The 17,132-nt window shown below is 61.3% G+C and carries 19 protein-coding genes; 12 read left to right on the top strand and 7 right to left on the bottom strand.

The features are described 5' to 3' along the window. Positions 1–21 precede the first annotated feature (21 nt). From rhlP to AC1PQG_RS24550, 5 genes are read left to right on the top strand one after another with little or no spacing between them, the layout of a single operon-like run. Entirely contained in the window at positions 22–888 is an 867-nt protein-coding gene (rhlP, locus tag AC1PQG_RS24570; RefSeq protein WP_481120351.1) for a rhombotarget lipoprotein, read from the top strand. Beyond that, entirely contained in the window at positions 885–2,810 is a 1,926-nt protein-coding gene (locus AC1PQG_RS24565) for an MFS transporter (protein ID WP_481120350.1), read from the top strand. The genes rhlP and AC1PQG_RS24565 overlap by 4 nt, the downstream gene beginning before the upstream one ends. Positions 2,811–2,825: 15 nt before the next feature. Beyond that, positions 2,826–3,059 carry a hypothetical protein gene (locus AC1PQG_RS24560; RefSeq protein WP_481120349.1) on the top strand — a complete coding sequence of 78 codons (234 nt, stop codon included), beginning with the start codon at positions 2,826–2,828 and terminating at the stop codon, positions 3,057–3,059. Next, the gene (locus AC1PQG_RS24555; protein ID WP_481120348.1) at positions 3,056–3,820 is read left to right on the top strand and encodes a prolipoprotein diacylglyceryl transferase; all 765 of its coding nucleotides are present in this window, start codon (positions 3,056–3,058) and stop codon (positions 3,818–3,820) included. The genes AC1PQG_RS24560 and AC1PQG_RS24555 overlap by 4 nt, the downstream gene beginning before the upstream one ends. Next, positions 3,786–5,243 carry a radical SAM protein gene (locus AC1PQG_RS24550; protein ID WP_481120347.1) on the top strand — a complete coding sequence of 486 codons (1,458 nt, stop codon included), beginning with the start codon at positions 3,786–3,788 and terminating at the stop codon, positions 5,241–5,243. The genes AC1PQG_RS24555 and AC1PQG_RS24550 overlap by 35 nt, the downstream gene beginning before the upstream one ends. A gap of 63 nt (positions 5,244–5,306) precedes the next feature. Here AC1PQG_RS24550 and AC1PQG_RS24545 read toward each other — a convergent pair whose 3' ends face one another. The 4 genes from AC1PQG_RS24545 to earP all read right to left on the bottom strand — a co-directional run bounded on the left by AC1PQG_RS24545 (position 5,307) and on the right by earP (position 8,530). Further along, on the bottom strand, positions 5,307–6,023 hold the full coding sequence (locus tag AC1PQG_RS24545) for a superoxide dismutase (RefSeq protein WP_481120346.1): 717 nt from the start codon (positions 6,021–6,023) through the stop codon (positions 5,307–5,309). A 110-nt stretch (positions 6,024–6,133) separates the two neighbouring features. Then, positions 6,134–6,679 (bottom strand): YaeQ family protein, encoded by a 546-nt coding sequence (locus tag AC1PQG_RS24540; RefSeq protein ID WP_481120345.1) that lies wholly within the window; start codon positions 6,677–6,679, stop codon positions 6,134–6,136. Positions 6,680–6,748: 69 nt separating this feature from the next. Beyond that, on the bottom strand, positions 6,749–7,309 hold the full coding sequence (efp, locus tag AC1PQG_RS24535) for an elongation factor P (RefSeq protein WP_374480639.1): 561 nt from the start codon (positions 7,307–7,309) through the stop codon (positions 6,749–6,751). Positions 7,310–7,363: 54 nt separating this feature from the next. Next, a complete protein-coding gene (earP, locus tag AC1PQG_RS24530; protein ID WP_481120344.1) occupies positions 7,364–8,530 on the bottom strand; it encodes an elongation factor P maturation arginine rhamnosyltransferase EarP in 1,167 nt (388 codons plus the stop codon). Positions 8,531–8,815: 285 nt separating this feature from the next. On the opposite strand from earP, the gene AC1PQG_RS24525 reads away from it, so the two are divergent. The 4 genes from AC1PQG_RS24525 to AC1PQG_RS24510 all read left to right on the top strand — a co-directional run bounded on the left by AC1PQG_RS24525 (position 8,816) and on the right by AC1PQG_RS24510 (position 12,029). After that, positions 8,816–9,085 (top strand): hypothetical protein, encoded by a 270-nt coding sequence (locus AC1PQG_RS24525; protein WP_481120343.1) that lies wholly within the window; start codon positions 8,816–8,818, stop codon positions 9,083–9,085. A 360-nt stretch (positions 9,086–9,445) separates the two neighbouring features. Then, the gene (locus AC1PQG_RS24520) at positions 9,446–10,351 is read left to right on the top strand and encodes a DMT family transporter (RefSeq protein ID WP_481120342.1); all 906 of its coding nucleotides are present in this window, start codon (positions 9,446–9,448) and stop codon (positions 10,349–10,351) included. 28 nt (positions 10,352–10,379) lie between these two features. Next, on the top strand, positions 10,380–10,853 hold the full coding sequence (locus AC1PQG_RS24515; RefSeq protein ID WP_481120341.1) for an SRPBCC family protein: 474 nt from the start codon (positions 10,380–10,382) through the stop codon (positions 10,851–10,853). 129 nt (positions 10,854–10,982) lie between these two features. Further along, a complete protein-coding gene (locus AC1PQG_RS24510) occupies positions 10,983–12,029 on the top strand; it encodes a pyridoxal-phosphate-dependent aminotransferase family protein (protein ID WP_481120340.1) in 1,047 nt (348 codons plus the stop codon). Between the two features lie 7 nt (positions 12,030–12,036). Here AC1PQG_RS24510 and AC1PQG_RS24505 read toward each other — a convergent pair whose 3' ends face one another. The 3 genes from AC1PQG_RS24505 to AC1PQG_RS24495 form a co-directional block, all read right to left on the bottom strand. Beyond that, entirely contained in the window at positions 12,037–12,873 is an 837-nt protein-coding gene (locus AC1PQG_RS24505; RefSeq protein ID WP_481120339.1) for a CPBP family intramembrane glutamic endopeptidase, read from the bottom strand. A gap of 23 nt (positions 12,874–12,896) precedes the next feature. Beyond that, positions 12,897–13,121 (bottom strand): hypothetical protein, encoded by a 225-nt coding sequence (locus AC1PQG_RS24500; protein WP_481120338.1) that lies wholly within the window; start codon positions 13,119–13,121, stop codon positions 12,897–12,899. An 88-nt stretch (positions 13,122–13,209) separates the two neighbouring features. After that, positions 13,210–13,482, bottom strand: coding sequence for a ComEA family DNA-binding protein (locus AC1PQG_RS24495; protein ID WP_481120337.1), 273 nt, complete (start codon positions 13,480–13,482; stop codon positions 13,210–13,212). A 149-nt stretch (positions 13,483–13,631) separates the two neighbouring features. On the opposite strand from AC1PQG_RS24495, the gene AC1PQG_RS24490 reads away from it, so the two are divergent. From AC1PQG_RS24490 to AC1PQG_RS24480, 3 genes are all read left to right on the top strand, one after another. Beyond that, complete coding sequence (locus AC1PQG_RS24490) at positions 13,632–13,805, top strand: hypothetical protein (protein WP_481120336.1); 174 nt, start codon at positions 13,632–13,634, stop codon at positions 13,803–13,805. 135 nt (positions 13,806–13,940) lie between these two features. After that, positions 13,941–15,746 carry a type IV pilus assembly ATPase TfpB gene (gene tfpB / locus AC1PQG_RS24485; RefSeq protein WP_481120335.1) on the top strand — a complete coding sequence of 602 codons (1,806 nt, stop codon included), beginning with the start codon at positions 13,941–13,943 and terminating at the stop codon, positions 15,744–15,746. A gap of 58 nt (positions 15,747–15,804) precedes the next feature. Then, entirely contained in the window at positions 15,805–17,127 is a 1,323-nt protein-coding gene (locus AC1PQG_RS24480) for an NYN domain-containing protein (RefSeq protein WP_481120334.1), read from the top strand. Positions 17,128–17,132 lie beyond the last annotated feature (5 nt).

Genomic DNA, 17,132 nt, shown 5'->3' with positions numbered 1-17,132 from the left:
AACACCTGAAGGAGTCCGCTGATGAAACCTGTCCGTTGGATTGCAATCATGCTGTCGTCCGCCGCACTTGCCGGCTGTGCATCCTGGTTCAACAACCAGCACCGCACTGCGGAACGCGGATCGGTCGTCGAATACCTGTATCCCCAGGGCGACAAGCCGGCCCTCAAGCCGAGCCTGCCCGAACTGCATCTCCCGCTACGGGTCGGCATCGCCTTTGTACCGGGCGACAATTACTCCAACCTCGGCGAAAGCGACCGCAACCAGCTCATCGACCGGGTCAAGGCAGCCTTCGCCAACCGCCCCTACATCGCCAAGATCGAGACCATTCCATCCAACTACCTGCGTTCCCGCGGCGGTTTTGGCAATCTGGAACAGGCCGCCCGGATGTTCAACGTGGACGTGGTCGTGCTGCTGTCCTATGACCAGGTCCAATTCACTGACACCAACCGCCTTTCGCTGCTGTACTGGACCATCGTCGGCTCCTACCTGATCAACGGCAACCAGTACGATGTCAATACCCTGGTGGATGCATCGGTTTTCGATGTCTCCAGCCGCAGCCTGCTGTTCCGGGCCCCCGGCACCAGCCAGGTCAAAGGCACGGCACCGCAGGTGATCCTGTCCGAAGGGGCACGCCAGGCACGGGCCGAGGGCTTCCGGCTGGCAGTCAGACGATCTGCTGCCCCATCTCGATGCCCAGCTCGAGAGCTTCCGCACCCGCATCCGGATGGAAAAAGCCGCACGGATCGTTGTCGGAGCGGGCTCAACAGAAGCTGCCGAGACATCCAGGCCATGACCAACCAACCGTCTCCATCATTACCCACCAGTACCCGCCATCGCGGGGCCGGATGCGTCGAATCCCCCCTATTCCCCGATCGGACCCACGCATGAGCTCACAGCCGGATCGTCCTTCGTCCCAAAGCGTCAGGCAACCTCACTCCCAGTTCGGCCTACTGAAGGAAAAGCGCTTTCTGCCTTTCTTCCTGACCCAGTTCCTCGGCGCCTTCAACGACAACCTGTTCAAGAATGCGCTCGTCGTGCTGCTGACTTTCCAGGCTGCCAACTGGACGAGCATCGCGCCGGCGCTGCTGGCCAACCTGGCGGCCGGCATCTTCATCCTGCCGTTCTTCCTGTTCTCGGCCAGTGCCGGCCAGCTGGCCGACAAATACGACAAGGCCTACCTGACCCGGCTGGTCAAAGTGCTGGAAATCGCCATCATGCTGGTCGCACTGACGGGTTTCCTGCTGCACAGCCTGCCGGTGCTGTTCGGCGCACTGTTCCTACTCGGCTGCCACTCGACCCTGTTCGGACCAGTCAAGTACGCCCTGCTACCCCAGCATCTTCGTGAGGACGAACTGGTCGGCGGCAATGCATTGATCGAAGCCGGGACCTTTGTGGCAATACTCGTCGGCACCCTGATCGGCGGGCTACTCGCATCCGCCGAACACGGCGAATTGTGGATCGCCGGTGGCGGACTGGTGGTTGCCATCGCCGGCTACCTGACCAGTCGTGGCGTTCCTCCCGCACCGGCGCCGGATCCGGAACTGCGCGTCAATCCCAACCCGCTCACCGAGACCTGGCGCAACATCGGCTTCGCCCGGCAGAACCGCACTGTTTTCCTGGCGATCATGGGGATTTCCTGGTTCTGGCTGTACGGCGCGCTGTTTCTCGCCCAGTTTCCTGCCTACGCCAAATCGATTCTCGGCGGTGGCGAAGGCACCGTCACACTGCTTCTCGCCACCTTCACGGTCGGCATCGGCCTGGGTTCACTTCTGTGCGAAAAGCTCTCCGGCGGCCACGTGGAAATCGGCCTCGTTCCTTTTGGGTCCATCGGCTTGACGCTCTTCGGCCTCGACCTGGCCTGGGCGTCCCCTGCAGTCATGCCCAGCGGCGCTCCGCTGCCAATCAGCGATGTACTGAGCCAGCCAGGAACACTCCACGTACTGCTGGCCCTGACGATGCTTGGCGTCTTCGGCGGCTTCTTCATCGTGCCCCTCTACGCGATGATGCAGACCCGCTCCGCACCCGCGCAGCGGGCGCGGGTCATCGCCGCCAACAACATTGTCAACGCCCTGTTCATGGTGGCTGGCGCACTGGGCGCCGGCAGCCTGCTCAGCGCAGGCCTGTCCATCCCGACCCTGTTCGGCGTGGCCGCGCTGATGAATGCCGCGGTGGCGATCTACATTTACAAGCTGGTACCCGAATTTCTGCTGCGCTTTGTCGTCTGGCTGCTGGTACACACTGTGTATCGCCTGCGCACCGACGGTATCGAACGGATTCCCGAGGAAGGCCCTGCGCTGATCATCTGCAATCACGTCAGCTACGTGGACGCATTGATCATCGCGGCCGCCTGCCGCCGCCCGATCCGTTTCGTAATGGATCACCGCATCTTCCGCTGGCCGCTGCTGTCCTTCGTGTTCAGACATGGCCGCGCCATCCCCATTGCACCGGTGAAGGAAGACCCTGCCATGCTGGAAGCAGCCTACACCGAAGTATCCCGAGCGCTGACCAACGGCGAGCTGGTATGCCTGTTCCCTGAAGGCAAGATCACCGGCGATGGTGAGCTCTCCCCTTTCCGCCCTGGTGTCACCCGTATCCTCGAAACCAATCCGGTTCCCGTCGTTCCACTGGCACTGCGCGGTCTGTGGGGTAGCATGTTTTCCCGTAAAGACGGAACGGCACTGCCACGCCCGCTGCGGCGAGGTCTGTTCAGTCGCATCGAGCTGATCGCGGGTGCGCCGCTTCCGGCGATTGCTGCGAATGTCTCCAGTCTGCAAACCGTCGTGGCGGAACTCCGCGGCGACTGGAAATGAGAGGATGAGTGTCCGGTGAAGATTGTCATCACACTGATCAAGATCGTGGTCCTGATCATTCTGCTGCTCTCCGTCTTCGCCGGCGGTGTATGTGTCGTCCTCGGCACCAGTGAGCCGGCGATGGCCGGCATCGGCCTGGTGTCCATCCTGCTCTTCGGCTGGCCGGCCTGGCTGATAGGGAAATCCCTCCTCGGCACGGATGACCCGGGAGGCAGCGACAATATGCCCCCAACTGATCCCTCCCCATGATCAGCGACCCAGCGACTGCTCACGCGGTCCACGCGGTCTTCGAAGCCCTGGGCCTGGCCGCTGGCAGCCAGCTGTTCTTCCGCGGCCGGCAGAAAGCAGCTTCGAATAGCGCGCTGCATGGGCACCGCTTCCTAGTGTTATGCAGCTGCCTCCTCGGCGCCGCGATCGGCAACAAGCTGGTTTTCTGGGCGGAAATGCCCCATTTACTGCGTGAAGCTAACGGCTGGCGCCTGCTCCTTGCCGGACAGTCGATGGTCGGCGGCTTACTGGGTGGCCTGCTTGGTACCGAAATCGCCAAGAAACTGGTTGGAATCCGGACCTCCACCGGCGATGCCTATGTGATGCCGATCCTGCTCGGGCTGGCAATCGGCCGGATCGGCTGCTTCCTCACCGGCCTCAACGACGGCACCTACGGCATACCGACCTCCCTGCCGTGGGCGATCAACTTTGGCGACGGCATTCCACGCCACCCGACCCAGCTCTACGAAATCGCCTTTGCCGGCATGCTCGCGCTGCTTTTGCACAAGGCTACCCCGCTTTTAGCAGCCTCCAGCGGACTGCGCTTCAAGCTGATGCTATCCGCCTATCTGGCGTGGCGGCTGGGAATCGACGCGCTCAAGCCTATCCCCTTCCCATGGCCGGGTGGACTATCCGGCATCCAGTGGATCTGTGCGGTGGCGCTTGCCATCTATCTTCCCCTCACTCTCCGCCAGTGGCGTCGCCTCCATGTCGCGCAAGAACCGTCCCTACCTGTTCCATGACACCACCACGTCGGTGTGTTCCCAGTGCCTGCGCCGCGTCGAAGCCAAGATCCTGATCAAGGATGAACGGGTCTTCCTTGAGAAATGGTGCCCGGCCCACGGCACGGAACGCGTGCTGATCGCCGACGACGCAGACTATTACCGGCTTGGACGCGAGGTTTACGTGAAGGCGCCGGAAATGCCCGAGAATTTCTCGACGCGCATGGAATTCGGCTGCCCCTACGATTGCGGCCTGTGCCCCGATCACATGCAGCACTCCTGCCTGACGGTTCTGGAAGTAACCGATCACTGCAACCTGCGCTGCCCGGTGTGCTACGCCGGTTCAGGCCCCGAGCGCCTGAGCCACCGCCCGCTGGCCGTCATTGAAGCTATGCTGGACGCCGTGGTCCGCAACGAAGGCGAACCGGACGTGGTGCAACTGTCGGGCGGCGAACCGACACTACACCCTGATTTCTTCGCCATCCTCGACGCCGCCAAAGCCCGGCCGATCCGCCACCTGATGGTGAACACCAACGGCATCCGCCTGGCCCAGGAGCCGGAATTTGCCGCCCGCCTGGCCGGATACAGGCCGGGAATCGAGATCTACCTGCAGTTCGACTCCCTACGCGCCGACGCGCTGCAGGACTTGCGCGGCGCTGACCTGCGGCGCATCCGTGAGCAGGCTCTGGACGCCCTCGACCGCCACAACTTATCCACAACCCTGGTAATGACGCTGAAAAAGGGCGTCAACGACGATGAGATCGGCGATGTGATCCGCTACGCGCTGACCCGCCCCAGTGTGCGCGGGGTCACGCTGCAGCCGATCCAAGATGCCGGCCGCAACGAAGGCTTCAGCGCCGGCACACACCGTCTGACCCTCAGCGAGATCCGCCGCCGCATCGCCGAACAATCCAGCCTGTTCAGCCTGGACGACATCGTGCCGGTTCCCTGCAACCCGGACACCCTGGCCATGGGCTACGCCCTCAAGCTGGGTGGAGAAATCCATCCGCTGACCCGCTTCCTCGGTCCGGAAGCCCTGCTGGCCGGCCCTGCCAACACCATCGTGTTCGAGCGCGATCCAGCCATCAAGGCGCAACTGTTCCGCCTCTTTTCCACCAATCACTCGCCGGAATCGGGCGCCCGCTGCCTATCCGACCTGCTGTGCTGCCTGCCGAAGATCGATGCGCCCCAACTGGGCTACGAGAACGTCTTCCGCGTGCTGATCGTGCAGTTCATGGATGCCGCCAACCTGGACCTGCGAGCGCTGAAGAAGTCCTGCGTACACATGGTGCAGCCGGACGGACGCATGATCCCGTTCGAAGCCTACAACCTGTTCTACCGGGACGATCAAACCCGGCTTCTGGAGCAGATCCGTACCGAAATCGCCGCTGATACCCACCAACGGCGCCTGCACGCAGGGCCGGACGCCACTCAGCTCGACTGAAGCGGAACGACAACGCCCCTGCGGCGGCACCAGAAACACCTGCAGCAGGGGTTCTCGACGGAATCAGCCCAGGTTCTTGAGCGCGAATTCCCAGTTGATCAGCTTGTCCAGCACCGCATTCACGTAGTCGGCGCGGCGGTTCTGGTAATCCAGATAGTACGCGTGCTCCCACACGTCGATGGTCAGCAATGGCTTCCATCCGGCTGTCAGCGGCACATCGGCGTTGCCGGTCTTGACCACCTTCAGTTTGTCGCCGTCGGCCACCAGCCAGGCCCAACCACTGCCGAACTGGCCGGTTGCCGCTGTGGCGAGCTCCTTCTTCAGCGCGTCCACGCTGCCAAACGAGGCTTCGATCCGCTGTTTCAGCACTGCGGGCGGTTCACCGCCGCCGTTCGGACGCAGGCTGTGCCAGTAGAAAGTATGGTTCCAGGTTTGCGCGGCGTTGTTGAAGATGGCCGTCTTGTCGGCCTTCCCAGCCACTGCAGCGATGATCTTTTCGAGGGGCAGATCGGCCAGATCGGAACCGGCGATCAGCTTGTTGAGGTTATCCACATAGGCTTTGTGGTGCTTGCCGTAGTGGAAGCCGATCGTATTGGCGCTGATGACCGGATTGAGGGCATTTTCCGCGTAGGGCAGCGCAGGCAGCACGATGGGGCTGGCGGCCTGGACCGGGCGGGCCAGACTGCCCAGGGAAGCCGCGGCCAGCAAACCAAGGGATGTACCCAGGAACTGGCGGCGACCGGCGACCTGCTCGGACGGGAAAAGCAGTGGGGAAGACATGCGGACTCTCCTGTCGGGATTTATCTGTCCGACCCCCGAGGCTGAAGGCCGGTACGCGCATTATTCGCATTCCGGCAGGCTTTTGTCATCCTCGCTACGACGCTTCGTCCCTATGCCGCCGGGTAGATACAGCGCGGATTGAGCGTCAAGGTGGTATCCCCGGCCGAGAACCACAGCTGCCCGTCCTGGACCGTGCAGCTCAATTCCATGCTGCGCGACGCCAGCGCGGCAAGCGCCTTCGATTCTTCCTGGGCCAGCGCCAGCACCTTCAGATTCGCCAGCTTGGACAGCGTTGCCGCGTCCTTCTGCCACCAGATATCCACCGTACGACCACCGTAGGCCAGCACCGTGACCTGGTCGGCCCGTCCAGCCGCGCGACGCAACAGGCGTTCGTCCGGCAGACCGACCTCGATCCAGTCGAGAATGCGCCCCGTATCGTCCTTTCGCCACAGGGCTGGCTCGTCGTCGGTGGAAATCCCGCGCCCGAATTCGAGCCGTTCGTCCGCATGCAGTGCAAAAGCCAGCACACGCACCATCATCCGCTCATCGGTCTCGGACGGATGACGGGCGAGGGTCAGCACATGTTCGCCGAAATGGCCCCGATCCAGGTCGGAGACATTCAATGTGGCGCGAAAAATGGTGGATTTGAGGGCCATGGCGCTTGTTCGGAAAAAAACGAAAGGCCACCTGACGGTGGCCTTTCACCGGACCGGACCAGCCGCGACTTACTTGACGCGGTTGCGGTATTCGTCGGTACGGGTGTCGATTTCGATCTTGTCGCCGATTTCCACGAAAGCGGGCACAGACAGCTCGAAACCGCTGGGAGCGATACGGGCGGGCTTCAGAACCTTGCCGGAGGTATCGCCCTTGACGGCGGGCTCGGTGTATTCCACTTCGCGCACGACGCTGGTCGGCAGTTCCACGGAGATGGCCTTGCCGTTGAAGAACACGACTTCACAGGGCATGCCGTCGATCAGGTACTTCAGCGCATCGGTCATGTTTTCGGCTTCGACTTCGTACTGTTCGTACTCGGCGTCCATGAAAACGTACATCGGGTCGGCAAAGTAGGAGTAGGTAACTTCCTTGCGATCGAGAACGACGACTTCGAACTTGTCGTCCGCCTTGTAAACCGACTCGGACGGCGCACCGGTGAGCAGGTTCTTGAGCTTCATCTTGACAACGGCAGCGTTACGGCCGGACTTGTTGTACTCGGCCTTCTGCACCACGAGGGCGTCGCTGCCCACCATGATCACGTTGCCGGAGCGGAGTTCCATTGCGGTTTTCATGCTATTTCCTGCTTGCAAATTGCGCGGCACGTGCCACGGATAAACGGTAACTTATTATTCTAACTTAAGTTTACAGAATTGCACCAGCCGCGCGGCGAGATCCCCACCCTCCTGCAGATGCGCTGACCATGCCTTAGCGTGGGTCTTGAGAGCGGGTAACGCCGCCCGAAACGCGGGCCAGGCCGCCGCCACGCCTTCCCCCCGGTTCCAGGCCAGCCAGAAATCGGACAAAGCACCGGCAAGCTCCGGATCGAGTCCTTCCTGGTAGCGGGCCAGGAAAGCCCGCAACTTTTCCAGGTGCGCATCCTCTTTCTGCACGTAGATCTGCCATACGAAAGGGATCTCGGCCCACTGGGCGCGCACGAAGGAATCCTCGCCACGCACGAAATTGAGATCGCACGCCCACAGCAATTCGTCATATTTCCGCTGCTCGACGAAGGGTAGGATCCGCACGACGAGCTGGCCGCACAGCAACTGATCGCCCGCACGCAGGCCACTCACCCCGAATTCCGCCGCCAGTTCGGGCAGGATCCGCCCTTCCGGTACCAGACAGGTGATGGGCGAATCCCCTGCCGACCAGGCCTTTATGATCTCTCTCAAGCCCTTGTTTTCATATGAAAACAAGGAGACCCGAAGTTCATTTTGGCGACGTTCCGGCAGATCAAGCGCAGCCAGGAAAACAGCCGGCACAAAAGCCGTCCGGCGCGCCGAATAATCAGCCTCGCGGATGAAGCCCCCCGAATTTCCCCCCAGGCCGGGAAAGAAGAAGAACTGCGTGAGGGGAAGTTGCGGATGCGGTGACGGCAGGCCATGGCAGTCGCCGACCCAATCCTCGGCGCTGAGGTACTCGAGGTTTATCCATACCGGTTTCGGAGTGCGACGGGCCATCGCCTGCAGGAAGGCGTCGGGAAGATTGCCTGCAAAAGCCGAAATCACCACCGCACCAGGTTCGATGTCCGGCAGCGGAGCACTCCAGTGACGAATTTCCACACCATCGACCTGTTGGCTGGCGGCGAGCACATCAAGTTGGGGAATCAGTCGGCGGGCCACCTTCAGGTCATCCACCCACAGGCGCACGGCAATCGGGTACTCGGCTACCAGTTGCCGGGACAAGCGCCAGCACACGCCGATATCGCCGAAATTATCTACAACCGGACAAAACACATCCCAGATGCCCTCGGTGGGTGCAGCGGGAGTGGAAGAGGGCGAACGTTTCGACAAAACTGGGGACAAATCGGGGGTGGACGGGCGGACAGATTGTGCACAAAGCGTCTTTCTGCGGCGAGGCAAAATTTCCTCAACAATCCTCCCACACACTATGCAGTCGCTTTCCGACATCCTTATCAACGCGTCAAACTGTTGATAAAAAAATGTTTTTTTGTGTTATCCACAAAAATGCTCGCAGCGTAAACGTAAACAGTACTTATATATAAAGAAAAACAGTCAACAATCTCTACCAACCTGAGCCCGTGCCAAACAAGCCACGGCGACCGCAAAGGAATCTCGATGCTTTCGATCACCGACTTGCTGGACTTCATCGAAGTAGACTGGGAAACCGTACAAGTCGTACGTGACGCAACCGGACTCTCCGATGATCAGTCTCATGGACTTGCCAAGGAATTGTTGAAGACGCCTCAGGGACTTTATCTGGTGCACCAGATGTTCCGGGACCAGTTGTCCATCGCCGAAAAACAATTCGACTTCCTGCGCAAACGCCACTTGAACAAGGCCTACAGCTACTTTTCCCGCAAATATCCGCTTACGGAAACCCTCTGAAAGCGGCTTCCTGTGTACAAACTGACTGTAAACAGGCGCAGAAAATGTGGACAAGCCACGGATCCACGGGAAACGGAATTTTCCTCCCCAATCTGTCCCCGTGCTGTTCCTGCCGTTTTCCAGAACCTTTTACAGGATTCAACATTTTGAATCATAAAGGTTTTATTCTGTTATCCACAGAAAACGGCGGTGTACCGTAAACAGAGTCTTATATATATAAAGAAAAACTAAGAACAAAACACCACGCTGAACTGGAGGAGCCACATCCAGCCAAACCGGGTTTGGCTGGACAGGAATCACCATGTCCGAGTGGACGGTTCTCGCTGATAATCCGCGTCAACGCATCCAGAAACCGTTTTCGTGTCCGATCATCGCAGCCGACGTTTTCTCGGCCATCCCTATCTCCTGCTGACGCTTACCGTCCTGTTCTGGTCAGGCAACATGGTGGTTGGGCGGGGAATGAGAGAACTGGTCCCTCCATTTTCCTTGGCTGTCGGACGCTGGATTCTGGCTTTCCTGCTGACCCTGCCCTTCGCCTGGCCGCATCGGCGGACGTTGAAGGGGTTGAATCTTCGGCAATGGATGATGCTGCTGCTGCTGGGCATACTGGGGGTCGGTGCCTACAACACGCTGGCCTACATTGCCCTTGCCCACACAACGGCCACCAATGCGGCACTGCTGAATTCCTTCATCCCGATCGCGATCATCGCGATCTCCTGGTTTCTCGGCCATCGGGCGAAAGGGCTCGAGCTTTTTGGTGTCGGAGTCTCCTTCTGTGGCGTGCTGACCATCGTCAGCCACGGCGATCCGGCAATCCTGGCCGGATTGAGCCTCAATGTCGGGGATGTCTGGATGTTGGCAGCGGTGTTGTCCTGGGCTTTGTACACCCTGGGGCTACGCTGGCGGCCCCAGGGTGTGCATCCGATGGCCCTGCTGGCGGCGCTGACGGCGATCGGCCTGGTGCTCCTGCTGCCTTTTGCGTGGCATGAACTGGCCACGGGAGCGGTTCTGCACCTGGTGCCGGCGGCATTTGCCGGCATTGCCTACACGGGAATCTTTCCGGCTTTTCTCGGTTATGTGTTCTACAACCGTGCCGTCGCTGAGGTTGGGGCGGCCAAAGGCGGACTTTTCATCCATCTGATGCCGGTTTTCAGCACGATCCTAGCGGCCATTTTTCTCAGTGAAGTCCCACAGCTGTACCATCTGCTCGGAATCGTGATGATCCTGGCCGGCATCTGGCTGACGACCGGTTTCAATCGACGCTAAACTGCGCGGCGAACTTAGGAGCTTTTCCTTGCACTTCGAACATCTCATCGAGATCAACAATCCCCTCAATCCACTCATCGAGTTGCTGAGCGTCGAGCAGGTGTGGACCGGCCTGATGTACCGGATCGAGGAGCCGGGGATTTTCCTGCCGGGGCTGGATCGTTGCGAGATCCTGTCGCGCAGCGAGGGCCAGGTGGAACGGATCCTCCACTTCGGGCAGGCCAGTATCCGCGACACGGTCACCTATCGTGCGCAGGAGTGGATGTGCTTCGAATCGAGGGCGACCGCCGAGCATGCTGGCGGAACGCTCACCATCCGACTTGAAGTCCCTGATTCAACGAGAATTTTTCTCCGTTTCACGTACGAAACGACATTGTCGGAGAATGCAGCTGAGGGTGAAGTGGTACAGGTGTCCGAATTCGTCAAATCCGCGTACCGGGAGTCCGACGTGGATACGGTGCGCATCATCCGCACGATTGCTGCCAACGGGCGGCCTCAGTAGCAGGCCTGCCCGCGGTATTTCAGACTGTCTTCAGGAGAAACCATGAAGGTCGCAAGTCCCGAAATCCGTTCTTTCCAAGCACCGGTCCGCACGTTGATGGGGCCCGGACCGTCGGATGTGCCGCCGCGGGTGCTCGCCGCGCTGGCCCGGCCTACCATCGGCCACCTCGATCCGGCCTTCGTCGGCATGATGGACGAGCTGAAGAGCCTACTGCGGTACGTCTTTCAGACCGAAAATGAGCTGACTTTTCCCTTGTCGGCACCGGGTTCGGTCGGGATGGAGAGCTGTTTCGTCAATTTGGTTGCGCCTGGCGATAAGGTCATCGTGTGCATCAACGGCGTTTTTGGCCAGCGTATGGCTGAAAACGTGCGTCGGATCGGCGGCGTACCGGTGATCGTCGAGGATCCATGGGGCGAAGCGGTGGATCCGGACAAGGTCGAGGAGGCTTTCCGTGCCAACCCCGATGCGGCACTGCTGGCCTTCGTCCATGCGGAGACCTCGACTGGCGCGCTGTCCGATGCAGCCACGCTGGCGGCGATTGCCCGCCGTTTCGGGGCACTGACGATCATGGACTGCGTGACGTCCCTCGCCGGCGTGCCGGTGCTGCTCGACGAATGGGGCATCGATGCGGCCTATTCGGGCAGCCAAAAGTGTCTGTCGAGCGCTCCAGGCCTTTCTCCGGTCAGTTTTTCCGCCGCGGCGGTAGAGCGGATTCGCAACCGCAAGACCTCCTGCCAGAGCTGGTTCCAGGATTTGAGCCTCGTGCTGGGCTACTGGAGCGGCGCGAAACGGACGTATCACCACACCGCACCAGTCAATCCACTCTATGGCCTGCACGAATCTCTGGTACTGGTGGCCGAAGAAGGGCTGGAAAACGTCTGGCAACGCCATCTGGACAACCATTTGCGCCTGCGTGCAGGGCTGGCGGCGCTCGGCTTGCGCTTTGTTGTCCGCGAAGAAGCGCGTTTGCCGCAGCTCAACACGGTCTGGGTTCCGGAAGGCGTGGATGAAGCAGCTGCGCGCAATCGCCTGCTCACCGAATTCGGGCTGGAAATCGGGGCCGGGCTGGGGGTTCTGGCCGGCAAGGTGTGGCGTATCGGCCTGATGGGGCATTCCAGCCGCCCTGCCAATATCGCACTGTGCCTGGAGGCACTTGAGGCGGTGCTCCGGCGGTGACGCGGTTTCAGCTGCCCAGGCCTGGGTAGCTGAAACCTATAAAATGCGTCGAATTGACGACAAAGTGCACGAAAATTGCCGCTTCTATGCGTCTTGTGTGCGCATACGCACAGGCGTAGGAGAGGCCGGCGACAACGGCGAGCATTGCGTATTGCACTCCACCAGGCAGATGGGCGGCGCCGAACAATAGGGCCGACAGGATCACCGGGACGAGTTTTCCCTGCTGGCTGAAGTACTGGTGCAGTTTTTCCTGGATCAGCCCACGAAAGAAGCACTCTTCGGCGACGCAGGTGAACAACAGGTTGATCGCCAGGAAACTGTCCGCGAAGGCTGGCCATTTGGGATCCGGGCGGACGAATTCCGTCAGCCATGCGAGTCCTAGCGTCGAAATTGCGCCGAAGGCCGAAAATGTCAGCATTAAGACGCCAATTCGACGGAGTTCAAGTCCTGATTTGATGCGTTTGCCGAAAAATGCCAAGAGTATGAGCCCGGCGGCCGCCTTGTCGAAACCGGCACGGAGGGTGAAGGCGCGTGCACCGGGGCTCAGTACGGCCTTGTCGACGATGGTCATCGGGTGAAATCCCGGCCAGACGTGCAGCGCCAGGATTAATGCAAGGACACCGGCCGCCCAAGGGCCGGCCTTCGGCAGGTAGCGGACGGAGGCGTGGCTGGCCAACAGCAGGAGTGCCAGGCTCGGCAGTGCGACCGGGGTCACGGTTCCGCCAACCAGGGCGAAACCCAGTGCAAGAGTGAAAAAAACGGCCCAAGGGGCGATGGGCGTGCGGGCAGGCCACCATACGGCCAGTATGGCGGCGCCCAGAAGAATGAAGCTGATTTCCGGCAAATTCTTTTTATTTCAGCGGCTTACTAGCGGGTTGCGGCATCGATCTGCTTACGCCGTTCCTCGGCTTGCTGGTTGGCGGCTTCCAGTTGTTGTTCGATCTGCGCTTTCGCCGCCCGGGCCTGTTCGGCTTCGCGGGCCTTGAGTTGGGCGGCAGTGATGGCGGCCGTACTCGTGTCGGAGACGCCGCAGGCGGCCAGCAGAAGTGCCATCGATACGATGGCGAGGCGGGAGATGAATGCAGAAGGCATGGCGGGCTCCAGGGGATCCGGAAAATGGAGGTGGTGATCAACACTACCGCCATTTGTCGTGTTCGTCATGCCTTCTGGCGTCAAAAGCTCACTTTTTGGCGCTATCTCCACCGCTGATACTCAATTCGCCCTTCAGTTTGGCGATGCTCTTGTCGCCGAAGCCCTTTACGTTTTTCAGATCGTCGAGGCTCTTGAAGGGGCCGTTCTTGGTTCGGTAGTCGATGATCGCCTGGGCTTTGGAAGGGCCGATACCCTTCACGCCGTCGAGCTCACCCTGGCTGGCAGTGTTGATATTGACGGCAGCCAGTGCAAGGTGGATTCCGGCGAGGGACAGGCCGAGGAAGGACAGAATGTGCTTCATGTAGGTCTCCTTGTTAATGACATTGTTATTGTGCAGACTAATACCAATGTCATCAATAGGGGCGGCAACATTTGGAGACTGTTTGCCACCAACCAAACGAGCACCTCATGCGTTAAGGAGAGACATCAACCGATTCCTGGAGCACTGCCATGAAAAAGGGTCTTGTCTGCAGCATTCTTCTCGCCGCTCTGCTGGGGGGCTGCGTTGTTGTTCCGGCTGGTCCGGGCTACGGCCGCTACCATCACTATGATGGGCCGGGGCCCTACCGCGGCTACGGTCCGGGTTATGAGCGGGGTTACGATCGCGGCTACCGGGGCTGGTAAACGCTGCCGGGCCGGGGCGTAAAAGCGTGCAAATTTCTGGCTGTGGCGGGGATATGCCTTTATGCTTGGGTCGCATCCGATTTCCGGTGGTCAGGTGCTGCTTTCAGCGGTCGTCCTGCCCATGCCACGTAGCCCATGTCCCAATATTCAGCTGCTGCGGCCGCCGTCTCCGAACACAGACTGACCCTTGCCGAAGTGCTCGACATGCTGGTCGGCGATCAACTCGTCGATTCGGCCGATGCCGATGCGCTACGCATTGCCCAGGCGAAGAAGGCCGCTGAGATGCATCCCCTGGTGGTCGTGGCTGGCCAGAAATGGGTCGCAAGAGCGGCTCCTCATCAGGTCTTGAGCCTGGAAGTGCTGAGCGAATGGCTGGCCAGTCGGGTCGGACTCGATTACATGCGCATCGATCCGCTGAAGATCGATTTCGCGGCCGTAACCGCGGTGATGTCCTCGGCCTACGCAACCCGTTTCGGTGTGCTGCCGCTGGAGGTGGGGCTGCATGAAGTGGTGGTGGCGACGACCCAGCCTTTCCTGCGGGAATGGGAGAAGGAAGTCGCCGGCATCCTGAAGAAGGAGATCCGCCGCGTCATCGCCAACCCGGCTGACGTGGCGCGCTATCTCGTCGAGTTCTACAACCTGGCCCGCTCGGTCAAGAAGGCCGCCCAGAGCAGTGGGCATGGTGGCGGATCGTCCTTCGAGCAGCTGGTGGAGCTGGGGCAGGTCAATCGTCAATACGATGCCAACGACCGCCACATCGTCAATATCGTGGACTGGCTGTGGCAGTACGCCTTCGAGCAACGGGCCAGCGACATCCACATCGAGCCCCGGCGCGACATGGGCTTGGTGCGTTTCCGCATCGACGGGGTGCTGCACCAGGTGTACCAGATGCCGATGAGCGTGCTGGCCGCCGTGACCAGCCGCATCAAGATCCTCGGCCGCATGGACGTGGTGGAGAAGCGCCGGCCCCAGGACGGCCGCGTGAAAACCCGGGTGACCAGCGGCAAGGAAGTCGAGCTGCGCCTGTCCACGTTGCCCACCGCCTTCGGCGAAAAGCTGGTGATGCGGATCTTCGATCCCGACGTGCTGGTGCGCAACATGGCCGAACTGGGTTTTTCGGACGCCGACCAGTCCCGCTGGCAATCCATTTCGAGCCAGCCCCACGGCATCATCCTGGTCACCGGCCCGACCGGTTCGGGCAAGACCACGACGCTCTATTCGACCCTCAAGCAGCTCGCCACGCCGGAGGTGAACGTTTGCACGATCGAGGATCCGATCGAGATGGTGGAGCCCAGCTTCAACCAGATGCAGGTCCACCAGGCCATCGACCTGGGGTTCGCCGAGGGTGTGCGGGCGCTGATGCGGCAGGATCCGGACATCATCATGGTCGGTGAGATCCGTGACCTGGAAACCGCCGAAATGGCGATCCAGGCCGCCCTCACCGGGCACCTGGTGCTGTCCACGCTGCACACCAACGATGCGCCGTCGGCGGTGACCCGTCTGCTCGATCTGGGCGCGCCGGCCTATCTGCTCAATGCGACCCTACTCGGCATCATGGCCCAGCGCCTGGTCCGCGTGCTGTGCCCCCATTGCAAGGAATCCCAGCCGATGACGCCGGAGGAGGAGGCGATCTGGGATCACCTCGTGACACCGTGGAAGGCGTCGCGGCCGGCCCGTATCCATCGGGCGGTGGGTTGCATCGAATGCCGCATGACCGGCTACATGGGGCGCATCGGCCTCTACGAGATCCTGCGGATGTCGCCGGAGATCCGCAAGGCGGTCACCGGCGACATTGACCTGGCGCGCATCCGCGACCTGGCGATACGCGAGGGCATGAAGCCGTTGCGCCTGTCCGGTGCTCTCAAGGTGGCGGCCGGTATCACAACGCTGGAGGAGGTCGTGAAGGTCGCGCCGCCGGCGGAGTCCGATCAGGGACGCTGACCGGGCGTCGATTTGCGCGTACTCTGCGCGCACGTCCGCCTAACTCAGGAATTTTCCCATGGCCGCTTCTCCCGACAACGTCAGCATGGCCCTGTTCTGCGACTTCGAGAACGTCGCCCTTGGCGTGCGCGATGCGAAGTACGAGAAATTCGACATCAAGCTGGTCCTCGAGCGCCTGCTGCTGAAGGGCAGCATCGTCGTCAAGAAGGCTTATTGCGACTGGGAGCGCTACAAGGGCTTCAAGGCTGGCATGCACGAGGCCAATTTCGAACTCATCGAGATTCCGCACGTGCGCCAGTCGGGCAAGAATTCCGCCGACATCCGCCTGGTGGTGGATGCCCTCGACCTTTGCTACACCAAGAGCCACGTCAATACTTTCGTCATCATCAGCGGCGATTCCGACTTCTCGCCGCTGGTCTCCAAGCTGCGCGAGAACGCCAAGCAGGTGATCGGCGTCGGCGTGAAGCAGTCCACGTCGGACCTGCTGATCGCCAACTGCGACGAGTTCATCTTCTACGACGACCTGGTGCGGGAAACCCGCCAGGCAGTGGCCAAGCGTGAACCGAAGGAAGCCCAGCCGCCGGTGCGCCGCAGTCCCGAGGAGGAAAAGCGCCGCCGGGAGGAGATCGAGGCGCGGCGCAGCCGCGCTGTGGACATGGCCGTTGAGACCTTCGACGCGCTGCTCGCCGAGCGTGGCGACACCGGCAAGATCTGGGCCTCGGTGCTGAAGGATGCGATCAAGCGTCGCAAGCCGGATTTCAGCGAAACCCGCTTCGGTTTCAAGGCCTTCGGTAACCTGCTGGACGAGGCCCAGTCCCGTGGCTTGCTGGAGATCGGGCGCGACGAGAAATCCGGTACCTACGTCTATCGCCGGGCCGGGGCGCCAATGTCCGTGGCGAATGAAACCGTGGTGGTGGTGACTGCCGAAGTTCCGGCCATGCTGGCGGGGGCCGAAGGGCCGGCGGAAGGCAAGCGCAAGAGCCCGCGGGCGCGGCGCAGCAAGCCGGCCGTCGAACCGGTGGCAAGCGTCGTGGCGCCGGAAAACCTGCCGCCCGTCGTCGTTGCTGAAGAAGGAAAGAAGGCGTCGGCCAAGCTCAACAAAGGGCGCCGGCCTGCCAAGGGAGAAGCCGGCGCTGTAGTCGTCGATCTTGAGCCGTCCGCCGCCGCGCCGGAGGCAGTCGTGGTGCCGGCTCCGCTCGTCGAGGCGGTTTCCCAGCCCGAGCCCGTCCGCCCTGCACGGGCGAAGCGCAAGACGGCCCGGCCGGCGAAGGCCGCTGTCGTCGAAGCGGACTCCGCAATTGTCCCGCCGCCTGCCGACGAGACCCGCAAACCGGCGCCGCGCGCCCGGCGCCCGCGCAAGAAGGCGGAATCCGCCGAATGAGATCC

The sequence above is a fragment of the Zoogloea sp. GDB6 genome (genome assembly GCF_056724105.1).
The sequence above is the reverse complement of the archived record's forward strand: the minus strand, read 5'-3'. Positions and strand labels throughout refer to the sequence as shown.